Origin of the sequence: Kitasatospora sp. NPDC058046 (assembly GCF_042885595.1) — a bacterium.
GTDB lineage: Bacteria > Actinomycetota > Actinomycetes > Streptomycetales > Streptomycetaceae > Kitasatospora.
This window is the reverse complement of record NZ_JBHVRS010000001.1, coordinates 424,102-441,990: the sequence shown is the minus strand read 5'-3', so window position 1 is coordinate 441,990 and position 17,889 is coordinate 424,102. Positions and strand designations below refer to the sequence as shown.

The 17,889-nt window shown below is 70.6% G+C and carries 19 protein-coding genes and 1 pseudogene; 11 read left to right on the top strand and 9 right to left on the bottom strand.

Translation table 11 applies throughout. From position 1 onward, the window contains the following. The first annotated feature begins 172 nt into the window (after positions 1-172). Positions 173-1,027, top strand: a complete 855-nt coding sequence (locus ACFVU7_RS02085) for a hemerythrin domain-containing protein (RefSeq protein ID WP_388043844.1) — start codon at positions 173-175, stop codon at positions 1,025-1,027. Positions 1,028-1,205: 178 nt separating this feature from the next. On the opposite strand, the gene ACFVU7_RS02080 is transcribed toward ACFVU7_RS02085, so the two are convergent. Further along, positions 1,206-1,799 (bottom strand): DUF6891 domain-containing protein, encoded by a 594-nt coding sequence (locus ACFVU7_RS02080; protein WP_380737860.1) that lies wholly within the window; start codon positions 1,797-1,799, stop codon positions 1,206-1,208. 98 nt (positions 1,800-1,897) lie between these two features. Between ACFVU7_RS02080 and ACFVU7_RS02075 the strand changes: the two genes are divergently transcribed. Further along, positions 1,898-2,860 carry a DUF1152 domain-containing protein gene (locus ACFVU7_RS02075; protein WP_074000867.1) on the top strand — a complete coding sequence of 321 codons (963 nt, stop codon included), beginning with the start codon at positions 1,898-1,900 and terminating at the stop codon, positions 2,858-2,860. Positions 2,861-2,899: 39 nt separating this feature from the next. On the opposite strand, the gene ACFVU7_RS02070 is transcribed toward ACFVU7_RS02075, so the two are convergent. Together ACFVU7_RS02070 and ACFVU7_RS02065 are read right to left on the bottom strand one after the other, a co-directional pair. Beyond that, the gene (locus tag ACFVU7_RS02070) at positions 2,900-3,463 is read right to left on the bottom strand and encodes an FHA domain-containing protein (RefSeq protein WP_380737858.1); all 564 of its coding nucleotides are present in this window, start codon (positions 3,461-3,463) and stop codon (positions 2,900-2,902) included. A 202-nt stretch (positions 3,464-3,665) separates the two neighbouring features. Further along, positions 3,666-4,214 carry a DUF1697 domain-containing protein gene (locus tag ACFVU7_RS02065; RefSeq protein WP_380737856.1) on the bottom strand — a complete coding sequence of 183 codons (549 nt, stop codon included), beginning with the start codon at positions 4,212-4,214 and terminating at the stop codon, positions 3,666-3,668. A gap of 157 nt (positions 4,215-4,371) precedes the next feature. Between ACFVU7_RS02065 and ACFVU7_RS02060 the strand changes: the two genes are divergently transcribed. Then, entirely contained in the window at positions 4,372-4,842 is a 471-nt protein-coding gene (locus ACFVU7_RS02060; protein WP_074000870.1) for a pyridoxamine 5'-phosphate oxidase family protein, read from the top strand. An 87-nt stretch (positions 4,843-4,929) separates the two neighbouring features. Here ACFVU7_RS02060 and ACFVU7_RS02055 read toward each other — a convergent pair whose 3' ends face one another. Further along, positions 4,930-5,286 carry an arsenate reductase family protein gene (locus tag ACFVU7_RS02055; protein WP_388043841.1) on the bottom strand — a complete coding sequence of 119 codons (357 nt, stop codon included), beginning with the start codon at positions 5,284-5,286 and terminating at the stop codon, positions 4,930-4,932. Between the two features lie 169 nt (positions 5,287-5,455). Between ACFVU7_RS02055 and ACFVU7_RS02050 the strand changes: the two genes are divergently transcribed. The 3 genes from ACFVU7_RS02050 to ACFVU7_RS02040 all read left to right on the top strand — a co-directional run bounded on the left by ACFVU7_RS02050 (position 5,456) and on the right by ACFVU7_RS02040 (position 9,133). After that, entirely contained in the window at positions 5,456-6,682 is a 1,227-nt protein-coding gene (locus tag ACFVU7_RS02050) for a cytochrome P450 (protein ID WP_388043840.1), read from the top strand. A 158-nt stretch (positions 6,683-6,840) separates the two neighbouring features. After that, positions 6,841-7,938: a PP2C family protein-serine/threonine phosphatase gene (locus ACFVU7_RS02045; protein ID WP_159028402.1), complete on the top strand. Its 1,098-nt coding sequence runs from the start codon at positions 6,841-6,843 to the stop codon at positions 7,936-7,938. A 220-nt stretch (positions 7,939-8,158) separates the two neighbouring features. Next, positions 8,159-9,133, top strand: a complete 975-nt coding sequence (locus ACFVU7_RS02040; RefSeq protein ID WP_388043837.1) for a helix-turn-helix transcriptional regulator — start codon at positions 8,159-8,161, stop codon at positions 9,131-9,133. A gap of 603 nt (positions 9,134-9,736) precedes the next feature. Here ACFVU7_RS02040 and ACFVU7_RS02035 read toward each other — a convergent pair. The 3 genes from ACFVU7_RS02035 to ACFVU7_RS02025 all read right to left on the bottom strand — a co-directional run bounded on the left by ACFVU7_RS02035 (position 9,737) and on the right by ACFVU7_RS02025 (position 13,867). Then, positions 9,737-11,170: a hypothetical protein gene (locus ACFVU7_RS02035; RefSeq protein ID WP_388043834.1), complete on the bottom strand. Its 1,434-nt coding sequence runs from the start codon at positions 11,168-11,170 to the stop codon at positions 9,737-9,739. A gap of 134 nt (positions 11,171-11,304) precedes the next feature. Further along, positions 11,305-12,270, bottom strand: a complete 966-nt coding sequence (locus ACFVU7_RS02030) for a restriction endonuclease (protein WP_388043831.1) — start codon at positions 12,268-12,270, stop codon at positions 11,305-11,307. Between the two features lie 220 nt (positions 12,271-12,490). Then, a complete protein-coding gene (locus ACFVU7_RS02025; protein WP_388043829.1) occupies positions 12,491-13,867 on the bottom strand; it encodes an FAD-dependent oxidoreductase in 1,377 nt (458 codons plus the stop codon). A 122-nt stretch (positions 13,868-13,989) separates the two neighbouring features. Between ACFVU7_RS02025 and ACFVU7_RS02020 the strand changes: the two genes are divergently transcribed. From ACFVU7_RS02020 to ACFVU7_RS02000, 5 genes and pseudogenes are all read left to right on the top strand, one after another. Next, positions 13,990-14,343: an ArsR/SmtB family transcription factor gene (locus tag ACFVU7_RS02020; RefSeq protein ID WP_388043827.1), complete on the top strand. Its 354-nt coding sequence runs from the start codon at positions 13,990-13,992 to the stop codon at positions 14,341-14,343. Between the two features lie 52 nt (positions 14,344-14,395). After that, positions 14,396-14,815: pseudogene (locus ACFVU7_RS02015) on the top strand (GNAT family N-acetyltransferase); the annotation flags it as partial. Between the two features lies 1 nt (position 14,816). Further along, positions 14,817-14,996 carry a hypothetical protein gene (locus ACFVU7_RS02010; RefSeq protein ID WP_388044185.1) on the top strand — a complete coding sequence of 60 codons (180 nt, stop codon included), beginning with the start codon at positions 14,817-14,819 and terminating at the stop codon, positions 14,994-14,996. Next, the gene (locus ACFVU7_RS02005) at positions 14,993-15,403 is read left to right on the top strand and encodes a hypothetical protein (RefSeq protein WP_388044172.1); all 411 of its coding nucleotides are present in this window, start codon (positions 14,993-14,995) and stop codon (positions 15,401-15,403) included. The genes ACFVU7_RS02010 and ACFVU7_RS02005 overlap by 4 nt, the downstream gene beginning before the upstream one ends. 355 nt (positions 15,404-15,758) lie before the next feature. Continuing rightward, positions 15,759-16,703: a ricin-type beta-trefoil lectin domain protein gene (locus ACFVU7_RS02000; RefSeq protein ID WP_388043825.1), complete on the top strand. Its 945-nt coding sequence runs from the start codon at positions 15,759-15,761 to the stop codon at positions 16,701-16,703. Between the two features lie 164 nt (positions 16,704-16,867). On the opposite strand, the gene ACFVU7_RS01995 is transcribed toward ACFVU7_RS02000, so the two are convergent. Both ACFVU7_RS01995 and ACFVU7_RS01990 read right to left on the bottom strand, forming a co-directional pair. Then, positions 16,868-17,311, bottom strand: a complete 444-nt coding sequence (locus tag ACFVU7_RS01995) for a DinB family protein (protein ID WP_388043823.1) — start codon at positions 17,309-17,311, stop codon at positions 16,868-16,870. A 128-nt stretch (positions 17,312-17,439) separates the two neighbouring features. Beyond that, entirely contained in the window at positions 17,440-17,838 is a 399-nt protein-coding gene (locus ACFVU7_RS01990) for a MerR family DNA-binding protein (protein WP_388043820.1), read from the bottom strand. Between the last annotated feature and the right edge of the window lie 51 nt (positions 17,839-17,889).

Here is a 17,889-nt window from a genome sequence, read left to right as displayed (position 1 = left end):
CGGCGGGCCCGCCGGGAGGGGTTCCGGTGCGGGTCCGCCGCCCGTCGGCAGCCCCGTGACCTGCGCGTCAATCGGACATTGATTCGCTTCTGATCGACTGCGAGCACCTTGGCTGGGGCGGTCCTCACCGGCCGCCACCACCCGTCGTGCCCCAAGCAGTGAAGAGAGTCCCATGCCGATCCACCTGGTGCCCCAGCCCGTCCACACCGTGCCCGCCCAGGGCCAGTCCGGAGCCGACTCGCTGGGCGGGGACGCGTACGCGTACGGGCAGGTCGTGGACGACGAGCCGGCCACCCCGCGGTTCGCCGGCCTGCGCCTGGTGCACGCCGCGCTGCGCCGGGACCTCGCCCGGCTGCCCAACGCGCTGCGGCTGCTCCAGCCCGACGAGGACGACAAGGGCGAGGCGCTGCTGCGGCACTGGAACTTCATCACCGCCATGCTCACCTGCCACCACGAGCAGCAGGACACCCGGCTCTGGCCGATCGTGCGCCGCTTCGCGCCCGAGCTGCGGCTGCTGCTCAACTGGCTGGAGGACGACCACCACAACCTGGACCACTCCTTCACCCGGGTCACCACGCTGGTGCGGATAGCGAGCCGGGACACCGGCAGCGCCTGGCCGGTCGCGTACGCGATGGAGGACCTGGCGGCCCGGCTGGAGACCCACCTGCGGATCGAGGAGCGGCAGCTGCTGCCCCGGATGGAGCGGGTGGTCGCTGACGGCTCCCGGCTCGGCGGGCTGGGCGAGCTGCTGGACCTGCTGCGGCTGGCCGACGGCCCGGGCGTCGCGGACGCGCTGGCCTGGCTGCTGGAGGGCGTGGAGCCCGCGCTGGTCGAGCGGCTGCTGGCCGAGTGCGACGACGACGTGGCCCGCAACTGGCCGCACTGGCACGCGACCTACCAGCGCTGCACCTCGCCGCTGTGGGGGCCGGTGGACGGTCCGGTCGGCGGTGCAGGCTCCGGCACGGGCGCGGGTTACGGCCTCGGCCCCGGCCCCGGCTTCGGCGGTCTGGGGAGCGTCGCCGACTGACCCCGGGGCCTCTTCTCGGGCCGTTGATCTACGCGCGTGGCATGGGCCTCCGGTACGGGCCTCCGGCATATGCCTGACGGCTCCCGGGGGCTGGCTGATATTCCAACTCTCCGTATTTCAAGGGGGATTGGGCCCACCGGCATCGGGTGCCGGCCGTCCTGCCCGCCGCTCCGGCCGCTTACTCCGGCAGGCGGTTGAGCCACTCCAGCGGTGCGACCCGGATCGCCGTGTGCGGCGAGCCGTCCCACTCCGCCGTCAGCCCGACGGCCTCCAGCGCGGCGACCACCGTCCGCCCGACCTCCGCCGTCCGGCGCTCCGAGGCCTCGGTCGTCTCCTCCCCGGCGCGGAACCCGCCGTAGCGCAGCATCAGCCCCCGGCCGGCGGCCGCCGCCTCGGTGTCCTGCTGGTGGAAGAAGACGAAGCCGACCGAGCCCTCCCCGGCCTCGCCGCCGATCTCCGCGTAGCCGCAGCCCGCGCAGCAGGTGAAGTCCATCGCCGCGACGATGCCCTGGTCCTCCAGCGCGTCGAAGGCGTCCGCCAGCCGGTCCACGTCGGTGGTCTCCGGCCAGGCCGCCTGCTCGGCCAGCCGCGCGGCCCACAGCGGAGCGACGATCCGCTCCGCCTCCTCCTGCGTCAGCCCCTGGTCGTCGAGGTCCTCGACCAGGGACTCGGCTATCTCGTCCGGCTCCTGGAAGCCGCACCGGATCAACTCGCTTGCCCGCTCCTGGACTTCGCGCAGCACGTCGGGGGTGAGAACCGTCTCCTCGGTCATGCCCGCATCCTCGCACCCGCCACTGACACCGACGGCCGGGCGCGGGGGGCGGGGACCAGCGCTTCGCCGCGGGCCGCCGTCCTGCTACCGTCCCGCCGGTGACCTCCCTGCTGCAACCACCGCTGCTCACCCGGCTGCTGGCCGCCGAGCGCATCCTGATCGCCGGAGCCGGCGGCGGATTCGACGTGTACGCCGGGCTGCCGATCGCCCTCGCCCTGCGGGCCGCGGGAAAGGAGGTGCACCTGGCCAACCTCTCCTTCTCCCACCTCTACGGCCTGCCGCTCGACGTCTGGGCGGAGTCCGACGTGGCCCGGATCGGACCGGACACCGCCGCCCCCGAGGGCTACTTCCCGGAGCGCACCCTGGCCCGCTGGCTGAACCGGCACGGCATGCCCGACACCGTGTGGGCCTTCCCGTCGGTGGGTGTGCAGCCGCTGCGCGAGGCCTACCGCGCGCTGGTCGGCCGCCTGGGTGTGGACGCGGTCCTGCTGGTGGACGGCGGCACCGACATCCTGATGCGCGGCGACGAGGCCGGACTCGGCACCCCGGAGGAGGACATGGCGAGCCTGGGCGCGGTGGCCGGCCTGGACGAGGTGCCCGAGCGGCTGGTCGCCTGCCTCGGCTTCGGCATCGACGCCCACCACGGCGTCAACCACTCCCTGGTGCTGGAGAACCTCGCCGCGATCGACCGGGCCGGCGGCTACCTCGGCGCCTTCTCCGTCCCGCGCGACAGCCGGGAGGGGGTGCTCTACCTGGACGCCGTCGAGCACGCCCGGGCCGCCTTCCCGGAACACCCCAGCATCGTCAACGGCTCGGTGGCGGCGGCGCTGCGCGGCGAGTTCGGCGACGTCCGCTTCACCGAGCGGACCAAGGGCGAGCAGCTCTTCATCAATCCGCTGATGACGCTCTACTTCGGCGTCACGGTCGAGGCGCTGGCCGCCGAGCACCGGTACCTGGACCGGCTGGAGAACACCGTGGTGACCCGCCAGATCGCCACCGTCATCGCGGAGTTCCAGGACGAGCTGCCGCGTCAGCGGCCGCCCCGGCAGTTCCCGCACTGACCCGGGGCGCCTGGGCGGGCGGGGCCGGGGGCGGGCCGGTCAGAGCGGGGCGAGCCGGAACTCCAGGTTCCCGAACCGCACCTGGTCGCCGGGCCGGACCCGGACGCCGCCCGCTATCCGGCGCCCGTTCACATGGGTGCCGTTGGTCGAGCCGAGGTCGTACAGCATCCAGCCGTCCCGCTCGTGCCGCAGTTCGGCGTGGTTCCGGGACACCGAGGGGTCGTGCAGCCGCAGCCCCGAGCCGGGGAGCCGGCCGATCGTCAACTTCCCGGCCCCGGACTGCGGCAGGCTCAGCCCCGGCAGCCGCTCGGTGCGCCAGGCCCTGCCCAGCCGGTCGCCGAAGGCGGAGATCCGCCCGACCGTCCGCAGCACGAACCGCTCGACCGGCCCGCCGGTCGGCAGTCCGGCCACCGCCGCGTCCAACTCGCCGCGGCTGGTGGCCCGGAGGACGATGTCCATCCGGCCGAGGAAGGTGTCGTGCGAGAGCCGCCCGCTGCCCGCGCCGTCCCGCAGCACCCCGAGCGCCTCCTCCCGCTCGGCGTCGGAGGGCCGGACCGCGCCGGTCGGCCCGGCCGTGCCGGCGGGGAGCTCAGGAGGCGTCATGGCCACATTGTCCGCGCGGCCGATTCCGACTGTCCAGATCACGCCGGGCGCGGGCGCGGGGTTCGTACGTCACGGCAGTCCAGACGCCCTTTCCGGCCGGGCGGTTCCGCGCGTTTCCGGTGTGCCGTACGGGCCGTTCCGGGACGCCGTACCGACGGCCCCCGGCTGCCGTCCGGGCCGTCCCCGGCTGCCGTACGGGCCGTCAGGCCTTGCGGGCGGCGGCCAGGATCTTCTCCGTGGTGTGCAGGAACCGGGAGGTGACCGCGCCCCGGTAGGCCTTGCCGAACATCTCCTTGGTGACCCACTTGCCGTCCCGGAGGTGGACAACCACGTAGGCGGCCCCCGGACCGGCGCCGACCACCTCGACGTCGCCCTTCGGCGAGCGGTGGGGGAGGGCGAGTTCGACGGGCAGCGGCTCGGAGAGGAAGGCGACGACCAGCCGGACGTCCGGCGTCACCTCGACGCCCCGGAACGGCTCGGCGGCGAGCAGGTCGTCCACCTCGTCCACCGTCCGCAGCAGCACCGGCACCGGGTACCCGAGCGCCTGCTCCAGGTGCTCCTCGATCCGCCCGGTCAGCGCGGCGCGGTCCGGCTCGGCGGTGGTGAAGAAGACGTTGCCGCTCTGGATGTAGGAGCGGACGTTCCCCAGCCCGAGCTCGGCGAAGAGCGCCCGCAGCCGCTCCATCCGCACCGTCCGGCCGCCGACGTTGATGGCCCGCAGGAAGGCGATGTACGTGGTCGTGGTGGTCACCCGGCCAGTCTGGCACCGGCCACCGACAGCGGCCCGGCGCTCCCGGCCCGCCGCCCCCGACCGGCCCGCCGCCCCTTCCCCGCATCCGCCCGACCGCCCCTGTCCGTCCGGTCGTCCGCGTCCGGCGGTTGTCGGTGCCGGGTGCCAGACTGGCGCCATGGCTACCTGGCAGGATTTCGAGCACGAGGCCCCCGACCTGGCGCCCCTGGTCCGGGCCCGGTTCGAGGCGAACAAGCACCACGTCCTGGCGACGCTGCGCAAGGACGGATCGCCCCGGGTGAGCGGGACGGAGGTCGAGTTCGTCGGCGCCGACCTGTGGATCGGGTCGATGTATGGCGCGGTCAAGGCGCGTGAGCTCCAGCGCGACGCCCGCTTCGCGCTGCACGCGCACCCGGGGGACGAGACCATGGCCGGCGGGGACTCCAAGGTCTCGGGCCGGGCGGTGGAGGTCACCGACGAGACCGAACTCGCCGCCTTCGCCGCCGATCTGCCCGAGCCGCCGCCCACCCCGTTCCACGCCTTCCGGCTGGAGCTCGACCAGGTGGTGCACACCGCCCTGGAGGGCGACCACCTGCTCGTCTTCAACTGGCACCCCGGCCGGCCGGTGGAGCGGATCCAGATCCACTGACCGGCCGACCCGGCTGACCGGGCTGAGTCGGGCGGGTCGGCCGGGCGGGCCGGGTGGGCCGGGTGGGCCGGGTGGGCCGCAACCGCCCTACGGCAGAACGGACTTGAGGGCGTCCGGGGTGCGGGCCACGACGGCGTGCCCGTCGTCCGCGGTGATGATCGGGCGCTGGATCAGGATCGGGTGCTCGGCCATCGCCGCGATCCAGCGGTCGCGCGAACCCTCCTCCCGGGGCCAGCCCTTCATCCCCAGGTCCTTCGCGGCCTGCTCGTCGGTGCGGGTGACGTCCCACGGCTCCAGGCCCAGGCGCTCCAGCACCCGCACCAGCTCGGCCGCGGTCGGCGGATCCTCCAGGTAGCGCCGTACGGTGTACTCGACCCCGGCGCCGTCCAGCTCGCCGAGCGCGGTCCGGCACTTGCCGCACCGGGGGTTGATCCAGATCTCCATGCCGACCACCCTACCGAGCCGCCCGCGCCCGCCCCGGCAGCCGCCGCGCGCGCCCGCCCGCTTCCGCCCCTGCCCGTCCCCGCCCCCGGTTCCGTCCCGGGCCGCCGCGCGCGATCCGTTCCGTACGGGAACTCCGCCCCGCCCACCGGCAGTTGACCGGTCAGGAAGCGTGAGCTCGGGAGGGGAGCAGCGGATGGACGGCGCGGCGATCATCGAACAGCTGATGACCACGGAGGTCAGGACCGATCCGTACCCGTTGTACGCGAGGGCCCGCGAGCTGGGCCCGGTGGCCCCGGCCGGGGACGGCATGTTCGTGGTGAGCGGCTACGCGGCGGTCAAGAAGGTGCTGCGCACGCCCGCCTTCGGCGTCGCGACCGCCGAGATGACCGAGTACGCCGCGCACTCCTCGCTCGCCCTGCTCGGCCGCTCGATCCTCCAGCGCAACGCCCCCGACCAGCCGCGGGTCCGCTCGCTGATCGCCTCGGTGTTCACCGCCCGCCGGGTGGCCGCGCTGCGCCCGGCCGTGGAGGCGGCGGTCGGCCGGCTGCTGGACGGGATGGCCGAGCAGGGCGCCGACGGCTCGCCGGTGGACTTCATGGACGCCTTCGCCTTCCGGCTGCCGGTCGGGGTGATCTGCGAGCTGCTCGGCGTCCCCGAGCAGGACCGCTACCGCTTCCGCGGCCTCACCTCCGACCTGACCGTCGCGCTGGAGATCATGCAGGACCTGGACGGGCTGGCCGCCGCCGACGAGGCCGCCGACGAGCTGGCCGGCTACTTCACCGAGCTGGCCGCCGAGCGTCTGGCCCGTCCGCAGGACGACCTGGTCACCGACCTGGCCCGGATCGCCGCCGCCGACGACGAGCGGCTCTCCGCCCGGGAGCTGCTGGCCAACCTGGTGCTGCTGCTGGTGGCCGGCTTCGAGACCACCACCAACCTGCTCGGCAACGGCCTGGCCCTGCTGTTCCGCCACCCCGAGGCGGCCGCCGGGCTGCGCAGCGGAAGGATCACCCCGGCCGGGTTCACCGACGAGGTGCTGCGGTTCGACGCCCCGGTCCAGGCCACCGGGCGGGTCGCGCTGGAGCCGGGCCTGGTCGTCGAGGGCCTGCCGATCCCGCCCGGCAGCGGGCTGACCCTGCTGATCGGCTCGGCCAACCACGACCCGGCCCGGTACGAGCGCCCCGAGGTGTTCGACCCGACCCGCACCGACAGCCAGCCGCTCAGCTTCGGCGGCGGCACCCACTTCTGCCTGGGCTCCCAGCTGGCCCGGATGGAGGCCGAGGTCGCGGTGCCCGCCCTGCTCGACCGCTTCCCCCGGCTCGCCCCGGGCGGCGTGCCGACCCGGCGCGACCGCCTGGTGCTGCGCGGCTACGAGACGCTGCCGGTGACCGTCCGCTGACGCTCCGCTCCCGGGGGCCGGGGATTTGGCTCCTCCGGCCCCGGGGACCGGGACGTTCGGCCATTCGTGGCAGGGTCGTCCGTGGGAGAGCATGGAGGGACCAAACCGGCCAATCCGGGCGGATCGCCCGGAGCGGCCGCCTGCCAGGAGGTCCCGCCGTGCGCACAGCACCCCGCCCGCCGCGTCCCGCGGCGCTGGAGCCCAAGGCGCCGCGGTGGGTGCCCTGGCTGCCGGTGCTCCTGCTGGTGCTGGACCTGGTCGCCGAGGCCGTCGTCCCGGACGCCGTCGCCGCCGGCTTCCTGCTGACCGCGCTGCCCGTGGTGGCCGCGTTCAGCTACGGCCCGGTGCTGACCGCCGTCACCACGGCCGGCTCCCTGGGCCTCCAGCTCGTCCTGGCGCTGCGCGCGGACCACGTCGACGAGCAGCACCACGTCTGGGTCTACATCGCCACCCTGCTCTCCGGCGTCATGGGCACCGCCCTGTCCTGGCAGCGCACCCGGCAGAACCGCAACCTGCTCCAGGCCCGTACGGTCGCCGAGACCCTGCAACGCACCGTGCTGCGCCCGGTGCCCGAACGGGCCGGCGGGCTGCGGGTGGCCGGCCTCTACCGCCCGGCCCAGGCCGACGTCCTGGTCGGCGGCGACCTGTACGAGGTGTGCGACACCCGCTTCGGCGTGCGGGTGCTGCTCGGCGACGTCCGGGGCAAGGGCCTGGCCGCGGTCCGCACCGTCGCCGACGTCCTCGGCGCGTTCCGGGCGGCCGCGTACGACACCCCCGGGCTGGTCGACCTCGCCGACCAGCTGGACCGCGCGGTGCTGCGCGACGCCGCCGACCGCGGCGACGACGAACTGTTCGCCACCGCCGTCCTGCTCCAGTACCGGCCCGGCTCGGACTGCGTGGAGATCGTCAACCGCGGCCACACCACCCCGCTGCTCCTCGGCGGCGGGGGCATATCCCCGGTGTCCTGCGCCGACGAGCTCCCGCTCGGCCTCGGCCACCTCGGCCCCGCCGACGAGCGCAGCAAGGCGATCGCCGTCGCGCTGCCCCCGGGCCACACCGTCCTGCTCTACACCGACGGCGTCAGCGAGGCCCGCGACACCACCGGCGCCTTCTACCCGCTGGCCCCCCGCCTCGCCGCCCTCGGCACCACCGCCCCCGACCGCGTGGTCTCCTTCCTGGCCCAGGACGTCCACCGCTACGCCGGCCTCCTCGCCGACGACCTCGCCGTCCTCGCCCTCACCCCGGACACCCCGTAGCCCGACGGCCAGAACAGGTCAGGACGTCCCCTGGGAACGCAGAAGCTGAATTCACTCGATCGAGCTAAGGAAGCCCTCAGTAGGAGCGGATCGCCGAGTCGGTCCAGCATGCTCTGTCCAGGCCGATGGGCCAGATCTGGGGTGGGTTGTGCGTGACGTTTTCGATCGCATACAAGAGTACGCTCGCACGGCTTGTGGCGAGGGTCCGGTCTGCGTTCACATGGAAGATATTCGGGACTGCGAAATCAAGCGGCATCCGGACTATGAGAAATTCCGCGCAGATGCCGTTGCCGCCGGGCTGCGGGCTACCGCGGGCTCTCGATCCCGCCTCTGGGAGTCCATAGTGGCCAGGGCGAGGTTGTGCGATGTCGAGAGTGGCGAAAAATGGCGGATGATTATCCTGGACTGCCTCGCTCCAGTCCTTCGCACGCGGTCCTGGAAGATATCCCGGGAGTTTTTCGTCGATCGACACGATGTCCAGTCGGACATGGTGGAGGCCGCGCTTGAAGCATGGAAAGCCACCGAAAAGGGGGTTCCTGTACACCAGGTTCGGGGGGCCATGGTGAAGGCGGCCGTCTCGTCGGCTTATCGACGGGCGAAAGTGGACTCGCTCAGAAGCCTGACGAGCGATGTGGAAGCGCTCCTCTCGCTGGACAAGATGACCCATGTCCCTGCGCTGAAGGCGTCTTCGGTCATCGGTGCAGCGAATCTCCAGGATCCCGACCTGGCTGAAATTATTCGCGGTGAGCGACAAGGGGCCTTGTTCCAGGAGGTCGGCTGCGTCGATCGAATGAGGATTTTTCACGAGCAGATCCGTTCCGGTCAGCGCCCGAAAATGAGCGCACAAGTCGCCGGTGATTTGGCGTTGGCCCGCTCGGGAATCGCGGGTTCGGATAACTACTATAAAATTTCCGACTTCTTGCCTGCGGTCATGGGAATTCAGGAGGCGGCAGTGGCCATGGGGCTGTCCGAAGCCACTGTGCGTCGAATGGTCAGAGATGGCACCTTTCCCTGCCCCGTGACGCTGATGGGTCGGATCTACAAAGTTTCAGTGAAAGCTTTCATGCGTGGCGTTGGAATCCAGGATGCGATCGTTCATCCGGACGACGTGGAAAACGGTGCAGTCCACGCCGCCGGATTCGGCGAGGTGAACATCGCGGAAAGCCCGACCGGGTTCGACTGTCCGGACGGGTGAGGGCGATCGACGGAGACCTCGTGCTTCGACCAGGCGGCACATGACGGCCGGCGCGTCCGCCCCGGCCGCTGTGAGGCGGAGGGTCACATCAAGAACATCAAGGTCCGGTTGAGGCACCTTTGTCTCAAAGGTGCCTCGGCATCGCCGTCTTCGGGCGCGGTCAGAACCGCGAACACCTACCTCCAGACGAGGTTCAGGTGCCTCGCCGCCTGCCCGTGCCACCCGCCGACGGTGGGGCATCTCAACCAGGTCGGCTGCACCGTCACCCTCAACCCGATCGAGACCCTGGCCTGACCAATAGCACGACAGAACCCGGCGGCCGTTGACGGCCGCCGGGTTCAAACCCTGCCCAAAACCCGTCTGAACTGCTGCGGTCTACGCGTCAGAGGGGGCTCCTACAGGTCGTAGTTCTGATCGAACATGCCTCTGACCTGCGGAAATAGGGGTTTCTCGGAAGATCATTTCACAATCAGTGCACACGCGGCGGCTTCAACAGATGAGAGGAGTCGAGAAGCAGCGAGCGGAGGCCACGAGGTTGAGCCCGGGGCCACCGCGGGGTGCTACGCAGTGCCACTGATCGTGCAGGTGCGATGTCGATGAGCCTCAGCGACCTTGAGGGTCGACTACGGCTGCGAAGAAGTCTCGAAGCATCGCTGGCGCTGTCTCCTGCCCGAGCTCGTGCCCGCCGAATCGGTATACCTGGTATCCCTTGAGCCGTAGGGCCCGGTCGTCGGCGACCATCTTCGAGTACAGGCGCGGAGATGCGACAGCGCCTTCGGCGTAGTGTTGCTTTCCGTCAACCTCAACGACAATTCGCACGGCGCCGGGGAGCAGGAGCAGGAAGTCCATGCGCTCCCGGCCCAGGACGCTGTCCTTTCCTCCCCGTTCTGCGCGGGTCCGAGGGTCGAGGTGCAAGTAGACCTGGGGGAGCAGGGCGGGGTAAGCGGCTCCTGTCTCGTTGATCGGATAGTGCCGGCAGTAGGTCCGGAAGAGGAGCCTTTCCGGGGTGATCGCTTCGGGTTGCTTTGGGTCGTAGTGCAGCGAAGCCCAGAGTCGTCTGTATAGGGATTTGCCGACAGCCTCACCTGTTGTGCCTTCGGGGAATGGAGCCTGTATCCGCCACCAATCCATCAAGTCGCCCCAAGTGAGGCCGGGAGCCGCCAGGGGGCGGTCGTACTGGAGGCAGAACTCACCGTTCTTCACGACCAGGATGTCGTTGTTGATGGCGTCGCCGAGTACGAACTCCGGCTTGGGTCCGTTGGAGGCGAAGAACAGGTTCTTCATGGTGCCGGTAACGCCGGCGCCGATGGGGCGGGGTATGAAGACGGGTGCGCCGCTGATGCTGTCGGTCTCGGTGAGTTCGTATCCGTCGTGGACCAGCGTTGCGTTGATGAGTGTCTTGAGTTGCCCGACCTCTGTGGCGTCGGTGCGGACTTCGGGGTGCAGCATCTCGGCGAGGAACCGGAGCAGGTACTCGTCGCCGTCCGCGAGAGCGAATCTCGGGTCGGTCCAGATCCAGTCCGCCTCCCAGTCGTACGGATCGGCAATACAGTGATGCCCGATGTCCTGGGTGGCGGAGGCGTGCCTGTGGTCGCCGCTGGGCAGGTTGTCGAGGTCGTAAAGACGGCCGAGGAACTGCACCTCGTCGAGGGTGCCCCACCAGTCGGTCGGCAGCCGTTCGCGCAATCGTCGGCGTGTGACGTCGGTGATTCGGTGTGACTTCGGGCGGTCGTGCACCAAGTGCGGATGGTGGGTGTCAAGCTTGGCCAGGACCGGGTCGAAGAGGCTTGCGAGGTACCTGCGTCGTGTCTCATGGCTTCCGGTCATGCCCTGGTGCTTCCAGTAGCTCCTGAAGCTCTTGAAGTCTCGGAAGGGCAGGCTGAGGCCCACACCAAGCCGACGGAGCACTGCAGGAAGCGCTCCGAGGAGTACGGCCATCTCGTCGTCGTCCAGGCATTCTCCGCCGGATGTGCCGAACGCCTCCAGGTCGGCCCTGGCGATTCGAACGAGCGCGTAGGCGGCGTCCAGATCGGTCACATCGCCCAGGGAACCGGCACGCAGTCGCTCTACTCGTCCGGAGTCGAGACCGGTCCTGGCGAATCCGAACCCTCCTTGAGGGGTGGGTTGGCGTACGAGGAACTGGCGGTTCACGGCACCGTTCACCTTGGGTCCTAAAAGTCGACGTCGAGGAGGGTGTAGGGGCGACGGTCGAGTTTCGCGTTGCGGGTCTTCTGGCGCAGCCAGTCGGCAAGGCTCTCCTCGCGCTCCAGGAGCAGTACCAGTTCACGCAGTTCACCGAGAACCATGACCTTGAACGCCAGGAACTGCACACACTCTGCGATTGCCGGAGCGCTGTAGCCGGATGCTGAGATCATCAGGCCGCTGACATCGGCACGGTTCATCAGCCGAACCATGTGGCGGCTGACCGGGTTGACGTCCAGCGGCTTGGCCCACCACTTCACTTCGACGAGGAAGGTCTGGCCGTCGAGTTCGACAACGCCGTCGATCTGCTCGGCTGCCTCGCCGTCCTCCAGTCGGAGAGTGAACGATTCCCTGATGCCGATCCCGTCCAGGGCGAAGACGCGGTTGAGGAGGCTTTCGAGCTCCAGACCGCGCTTTTGGGGGTCCTCCATCGAGAAGAGAGCGGCGAGTTGCGCTCTCAGGTCCGCGTAGAGCGTGCTCCGACGCCTGCGCTCGTCCTCGGCAGCCCGGCGGTCGGCCAGGTGAGCCTCGCGTTCCCGGTCGCGCTCCTGCTGCATGCGAGTGAAGGAGTCCTTCACGCCGACGACCTGGCGTATCTGCGCGACGAGACCGCGGGCCTTGAGCTGGTCGTCCGGCCAGCAGGTCGAGAAGTCGTCGAACTCGGTGACCCTGCGGAGCAACGCGCGGCGCACTCCCAGACTTTGGTCGCCTTGCTCGTTCAGCTGCCTGATCACCTCGCGGGCGATCTGGTACTTACTCACCGCAGTGCGGTCGACCGAAAGTTGCTGGCGGAATCGGCCCAGGAGCGCCTCGCTGGTCCCGGCTCCGCGTAGGAAGTTGACGACGTCGTCCTTGCTGCGGCAGAGCAGGGGGATGGTGTCGGTCAGCAAGGCCATCAGTTCCGGGGGCCAGTGGTACGCGGCGTCGTGGGCCATCGAGGGCGGTGCTCCCAACTCTTCGCGGCGGGAGGCTTCGGAAGCGGGCCTCCGCGATGGAGACCATCATCTATCTGACTGCGCAGGAAGTCTCAGAGTCGGCTGAGAATGCCAGCGCGTCAGTGACGGTTGCGCAGTAGCCAGTGGTGATCATGGAGCGGGAAACAGCAGCCCGGGTCCAACCGCCATAAGGCTGGTTGGACCCGGGCGCTTGCTGGGTTCAGCAGCAGCCGCCAGCGGGAGCCTCGACGGGGGCGCCGATGCTGATGGCTACCGGGACTGGCGCGGCCGCGGGGGCCGCGCAGCAGCCGCCCCCCGCGTCCTGCTGGGCGGTGGGCTGGTCGAAGAGGCCGGCTCCGCCGCAGACACCGGTCTCGGGGAGGGTGAGTTCGACTCGGGCGGCGGCTTCGTGGTCGCCAGCGAGGTGGGCGGCGACGGAGCGGACCTGCTCGTAGCCGGTCATGGCGAGGAAGGTCGGGGCGCGGCCGTAGGACTTCATGCCGACCAGGTGGACACCCTGCTCGGGGTGGGAGAGTTCGTTGACGCCGTGCGGGTAGACGGTGCCGCAGGAGTGCTGGTTGGGGTCGATCAGCGGGGCGAGGGCTGCAGGGGCCTGGAGGCGCTCGTCCAGGCCGAGCCGCAGTTCGCCGAGGAAGGACAGGTCGGGGCGCAGGCCGGTCAGGACGATGATCTCGTCCAGGTCTTCGGCGCGGTGCCCGTCCTCGGAGACGAGGGCGAGCTTGTTGCCGACCTGCTCGATGGCGGTGATGCGGAAGCCGGTGAGGGCGCTGGCGTAGCCGTTCTCGACGGCGGCCTTGGCGGCAAGTCCCAGGGCACCGCGGGCGGGGAGCTGGTCGGCGCTGCCGCCGCCGAAGGTGGAGCCGGTGATGCCACGGCGAAGCACCCACACGGTGTGCGTCCGCTGTTCCTGCTTGGCGAGGTCGGCGAGCGTGGCGAGGGCGGTGAAAGCGGAGGCGCCGGAGCCGACAACGGCGATGCGCTTGCCCGCGTACCGGGCACGGACGGCCGGGGCCTTGAGGTCTGGGACACGGTAGGAGATGCGGGCGGCGTGAGCCTTCTCGCCGATCGCGGGCAGGCCGTCGGCGCCGAGCGGGCTGGGGGTGGACCAGGTGCCGGAGGCGTCGATCACGGCAGCGGCAGTGATGCGCTCTTCGCGGCCGTCAGCGTGGGTGACGTGCACGGTGAATGGCTGGGTCTCGCGGCCGGAGTCCACGACGCGGTCGCGGCCGGCGCGGGCGACGCCGGTCACCGTCGTGTTGTAGCGGACCTTGTCACCGAGGGCGTCGGCGAGCGGCTGGAGGTACAGCTCGGCCCAGTCGGCGCCGGTCGGGTAGGTGCCGGGGGCGGGGCGGCTCCAGCCGGTGGGGGCGAGGATCTTCTCTGCGGCGGGGTCCACGAGTTCGGCCCAGGTGGAGAACAGCCGCACGTGGCCCCACTCGCGCACGGCACTGGCGGCGGCCGGGCCCGCTTCGAGCACCAGCGGGGTCAGGCCGCGCTCGGTGAGGTGGGCGGCGGCGGCCAAGCCGATCGGGCCGGCACCGATGACGAGGACGGGCAGGTCGGAGCCTTCGGACATGGCGGTGGTCCCCTTCGCGGTAAGCGGGTGCGGCCCCGGCCGCCCCGCCTGATTCGACAGGCGTCGATGTGTTGACGATCTCGACCTTGCCACTCCGATTCGATGGATGTCAACATAGACACATGTCGAATCTGGAATTGACGGTCCTGGAGCCCGAAGCCGTACCGTGCTGCCCGCCGATCACCTCGGCCGAGCTGTCCGCCGAGGACGCGGTGCGGATGGCCGCGATGTTCAAGGCGCTGTCCGACCCGGTCCGCCTGCGGCTCTTCTCGAAGATCGCCTCGCACCCGGGCGGGGAGGCGTGTGTGTGCGACATCCAGGATGTGGGAGTGTCGCAGCCGACCGTCTCGCACCACCTGAAGAAGCTCCGCGAGGCCGGGCTGCTGACCAGCGAACGCCGGGGCACCTGGGTCTACTACAAGGTCGAGCCCTCCGTAGTGGCCGGCATGTCCGCCCTGCTTGACCTGCCCCGCTGATACCCACCCAGAAGGAGTACCGGTGCCGCACGCCCTCCCCGTCCTCGCCCCGATGACCCCCGGGCACGCCGACCAGGTCTTGGCGATCTACCGGGCGGGCATCGAGGAGGGCAACGCCACCTTCGAGACCATCGCCCCCACCTAGCCGGATTTCGACGCCGCCCGCCTGCCCGGCCACCGGCACGCCGCCCTGGGGTCCGATGGTGAGGTGCTCGGCTGGGCAGCGGTGAGCGCCGTCTCCGCCCGCCCCGCCTACGCCGGGGTGGTCGAGCACTCCGTCTACGTCCACCCCGAGGCGCGGGGCCGGGGAGTTGCCGGGGCGCTGCTGGAGGCGTTGGTCGCCTCGACCGAGGCGGCCGGGATCTGGACGATCCAGTCCGGGGTGTTCCCGGAGAACGCCGCCAGCCTCGCCCTTCACAGGCGCCCGGGAGGTCCCCACTCTGGACCGGTGCGTACCCGGGTGCGGGAACACCGTGCGTACCGACCGCCACGCCGACCAACTGCGGGCGCGCGCCGACCAGCTCCACCAGCAGGCCCACCACACCCCCGAGCCCGTCGCCGAACGGCTTCGGGCCAACGCCGCCCGTCTCCGGTCCTGGGCCGACGAACACGACCGCACGCGCCTCACCGAGCCGGAGACCTCACGACGATGACCCCCGCCCTCGACGAGCGCGACCGCATCCGCGCCGCCATGCAGCGCATCCTGGCCGGCGCCCCGCAGCACTCCAACGGCGCGTTGACCATCGTGGCTCTCGCCCAGGAAGCCGGAGTCCCCCGCAACGCCCTGACTCAGCGCCACCCCGATCTGCGCAACGAGTTCTACGATCACGTCCAGCAGCGCGGCGCCGTCCCGGACACCGAAGCCCGGCTGCGGGAGACCGTCGCCAAGCTGAAGAAGACGATCGCCGCGAAGAACAAGGAGCTCGGCCAGCTCCGCGCCGATGTCCCGGCCCTGGTGCGTGTCGTCAACCAGCTCGCGCTGGAGAACCAGCGACTCCGCGACGAGCTGGTCACCGGCGATCCCCACGTCGTCCCGATCAGGCCGCGCCCGCTCCAGTAGTGATCACCCGGATGGGCCAAGCGCGGCCCGGCGGGCCTTCGCCCTCCCGCTCTGCATCACGGGAAATTGGTCCGGTGTGCTCCCGGGCCGTCAGCTCCCAGTACCGCCGCTGCCGGGTCGGGTTGTCGACCACCGCGCTCCGCTTGGCACGCAGAGGATGTCTGTCCGTCAGGTCACCTCCGCGCCATTCAGCCTGACGGGTGGTTGTGACAGCCCATTGGAGTACCTGCACTCAGGTCGTACGCGTCCTTGTGCTCGGCTGCGCGAGCATGATCGTCGTCTCTGCAGGCGCGGAGTGCGTCCGTACCACCATCGGCCGAGCAGAGGAACTCAACTCTCCAGCGAAGGCACTGTGATGACCTCTCTGCGTCACCAGTTCGGTCGGGCGGTCTGCGTTGCCGCCACCGCACTCGCACTGATCTGCACGGCAACCCCGAACGCCTCCGCCAGGCCCCTGCCGGGCCGCGATGTGCCCGAGACTGCGGACATCGACCGCGGCACCACGGCCGAGGTCCCATGGACCTACCAGAACAGTGGTGGCCTCTCCGCGCCCCCCAGCGGCAGTACGGTGGTCTTCCAGGCCCCTGGCAACACCACGTTCACCGAGCAGACCACCGTGAACACCAGCTACAGCACGAACGGCCAGAACTGGGGCGCGACCAACCTGGGTCTGCGCAACTGCCAGCGCAGCAACAACGATCGCACGCTGACCTGTGAGGCTTACGGCAAGAATGGCCAGCGGACCACCTGGGGCACCGGGGGCTACTTTCAGTTCCGCCCCGAGGTGACCGTCGATTATGACGCGCCTTTCGGCAAGACCCCTGCGGGGAGCGGGGAGTTCTCCTTCACCAGCATCACCGGCATCCCGTTCACCGCCGAGGCCACGCTGAATGTCAACGTGCCGGTCCCGGTGATGTGCCTGGTGGCGCCGAAGGACGCCGACCAGCACGATCCGGTGCGGATCTGGAAGTGCGCCGACATCGACAGCGCCCGGTTCTCCTCGGACTGGCAGTACGTGGGGAAGGAACTGCAGTCGACCGACGGCACCGGGTATGCCAATTGCGTGTACAACTGGCCCACCCAGGCTAACGAGGTCCAGATGTGGCAGTGCGGTGAGACCTACGACGACCGGACGCACTGGACCCGCCAGGGGCTGACGTTCATCCACGACCGGAGCGGGATGTGCCTGGACGCGGGCAGTGGCCGCCGCAACGGCGACATCGTGCTGCTGCAGCCGTGCACGGCGGGCAACACCGCCCAGGACTGGACCTGGTCGGGCAGCAAGCTCGTCGTGAGCTGACTCCGCGCTGAGTCTGGTGGCCCCTGGCGTACACGCTGAGTCCGGGGCCACCACACGGCGCGGCGGAACAGACGTGAGGTTGAGGTATTCGAACACCCCGGCCCGTGGATGCTGTCCCAACTCGTGGGCAGAGCCAGCCCGGAGACCGGCTCGTACAGTCCCCCTCAACACGCTGACTTGACAGGGAAGTGCATGCCGCGTGCGAGGTCGGCCTCGGTCTCCGCGTCCAGGCTGCGGTGCAGGGCGGAGATGACGCGGTCGAACTTCGCGCCCATTCGCCGGTGCCCGTAGACGTGGACGGCCGCGCAGGGCCCGAGGTAGTTGATGACGTCGAACGGCTTGGTCGTCGCGTCCAACAGCCGGGCGTACGCTCTGCCGGCGCCTCGCGGGAGCCGTCCGAAGACGCGCACCAGGACCAGCAGCGCGCGGACGATCATGTAGCCGAAGAGCATGTGGAACAGCAGCTGCTCGTTGTTCCACCGGGTGCCGCAGGTGGGCCTGCCCAGGGCGTCCTCGTCGGCCGCGTCGAGCAGGCCGTGGAACTCGGCGCGGGCCCGCTCCAACTCCTCATGGACTGAATCCCGGTCCAACAACGGTCTGTCGGTCACGGCCCACCAGCTCCTTCGGCTTGACCGGCCCTACGGTCTGGCCGGGGGTTCGATGATGCCCGCCGACCTCGCCGTCAGTCGTCAGAGCGGCGGCTGGTTCCTGCGGCGCGGCCCGGACAAGCGGTCTGTCAGCTGGCGGTGAGGATGCGGCAGATGTCGCCCTCGGTGCAGGTGGCGGGGTCGGTGGTGGACGCGGTGCGGGCCAGGTCGCGGAGCATGACGCGGGTCGCTCGGAGTTCGGCGATCCGGCGCTCCACGTCGGCGAGGTGCTGGTCGAGCAGGGCGGTGACGTGCTCGCAGGGGGCCTGGCCGCCGTCGCGCACGGCGAGGATGCCGCGGATCTCGGCGAGACTGAGCCCGGCCGTCTGGGCGGTGCGGATGAAGGCGACGCGGGTGGTAGCGGCGGGCGGGTAGTCGCGGTAGCCGCCCGGGGTGCGCTGTGGCTCGTCCAGCAGCCCGGCCTGCTCGTAGAAGCGCAGGGTCTTGGTGGTGGTGCCGGTGGCGGCGGCGAGGGCTCCGATGCGCATGCCTTCACGGTAGCCCTTGACCTTCCAGCGCGGTGGAAGGTCTAGCGTGGG

Excerpts from the sequence above, each read along its gene's own strand:
- ACFVU7_RS02060 (WP_074000870.1), top strand. The coding sequence starts at position 4,372 with ATGGCTACCTGGCAGGATTTCGAGCACGAGGCCCCCGACCTGGCGCCC.
- ACFVU7_RS02085 (WP_388043844.1), top strand. The coding sequence starts at position 173 with ATGCCGATCCACCTGGTGCCCCAGCCCGTCCACACCGTGCCCGCCCAG.
- ACFVU7_RS02040 (WP_388043837.1), top strand. The coding sequence starts at position 8,159 with ATGGAAGATATTCGGGACTGCGAAATCAAGCGGCATCCGGACTATGAG.
- ACFVU7_RS02080 (WP_380737860.1), bottom strand. The coding sequence starts at position 1,799 with ATGACCGAGGAGACGGTTCTCACCCCCGACGTGCTGCGCGAAGTCCAG.
- ACFVU7_RS02030 (WP_388043831.1), bottom strand. The coding sequence starts at position 12,270 with ATGGCCCACGACGCCGCGTACCACTGGCCCCCGGAACTGATGGCCTTG.
- ACFVU7_RS02020 (WP_388043827.1), top strand. The coding sequence starts at position 13,990 with ATGTCGAATCTGGAATTGACGGTCCTGGAGCCCGAAGCCGTACCGTGC.
- ACFVU7_RS02005 (WP_388044172.1), top strand. The coding sequence starts at position 14,993 with ATGACCCCCGCCCTCGACGAGCGCGACCGCATCCGCGCCGCCATGCAG.
- ACFVU7_RS01990 (WP_388043820.1), bottom strand. The coding sequence starts at position 17,838 with ATGCGCATCGGAGCCCTCGCCGCCGCCACCGGCACCACCACCAAGACC.
- ACFVU7_RS02000 (WP_388043825.1), top strand. The coding sequence starts at position 15,759 with ATGACCTCTCTGCGTCACCAGTTCGGTCGGGCGGTCTGCGTTGCCGCC.
- ACFVU7_RS02055 (WP_388043841.1), bottom strand. The coding sequence starts at position 5,286 with ATGGAGATCTGGATCAACCCCCGGTGCGGCAAGTGCCGGACCGCGCTC.
- ACFVU7_RS02025 (WP_388043829.1), bottom strand. The coding sequence starts at position 13,867 with ATGTCCGAAGGCTCCGACCTGCCCGTCCTCGTCATCGGTGCCGGCCCG.
- ACFVU7_RS02070 (WP_380737858.1), bottom strand. The coding sequence starts at position 3,463 with ATGACGCCTCCTGAGCTCCCCGCCGGCACGGCCGGGCCGACCGGCGCG.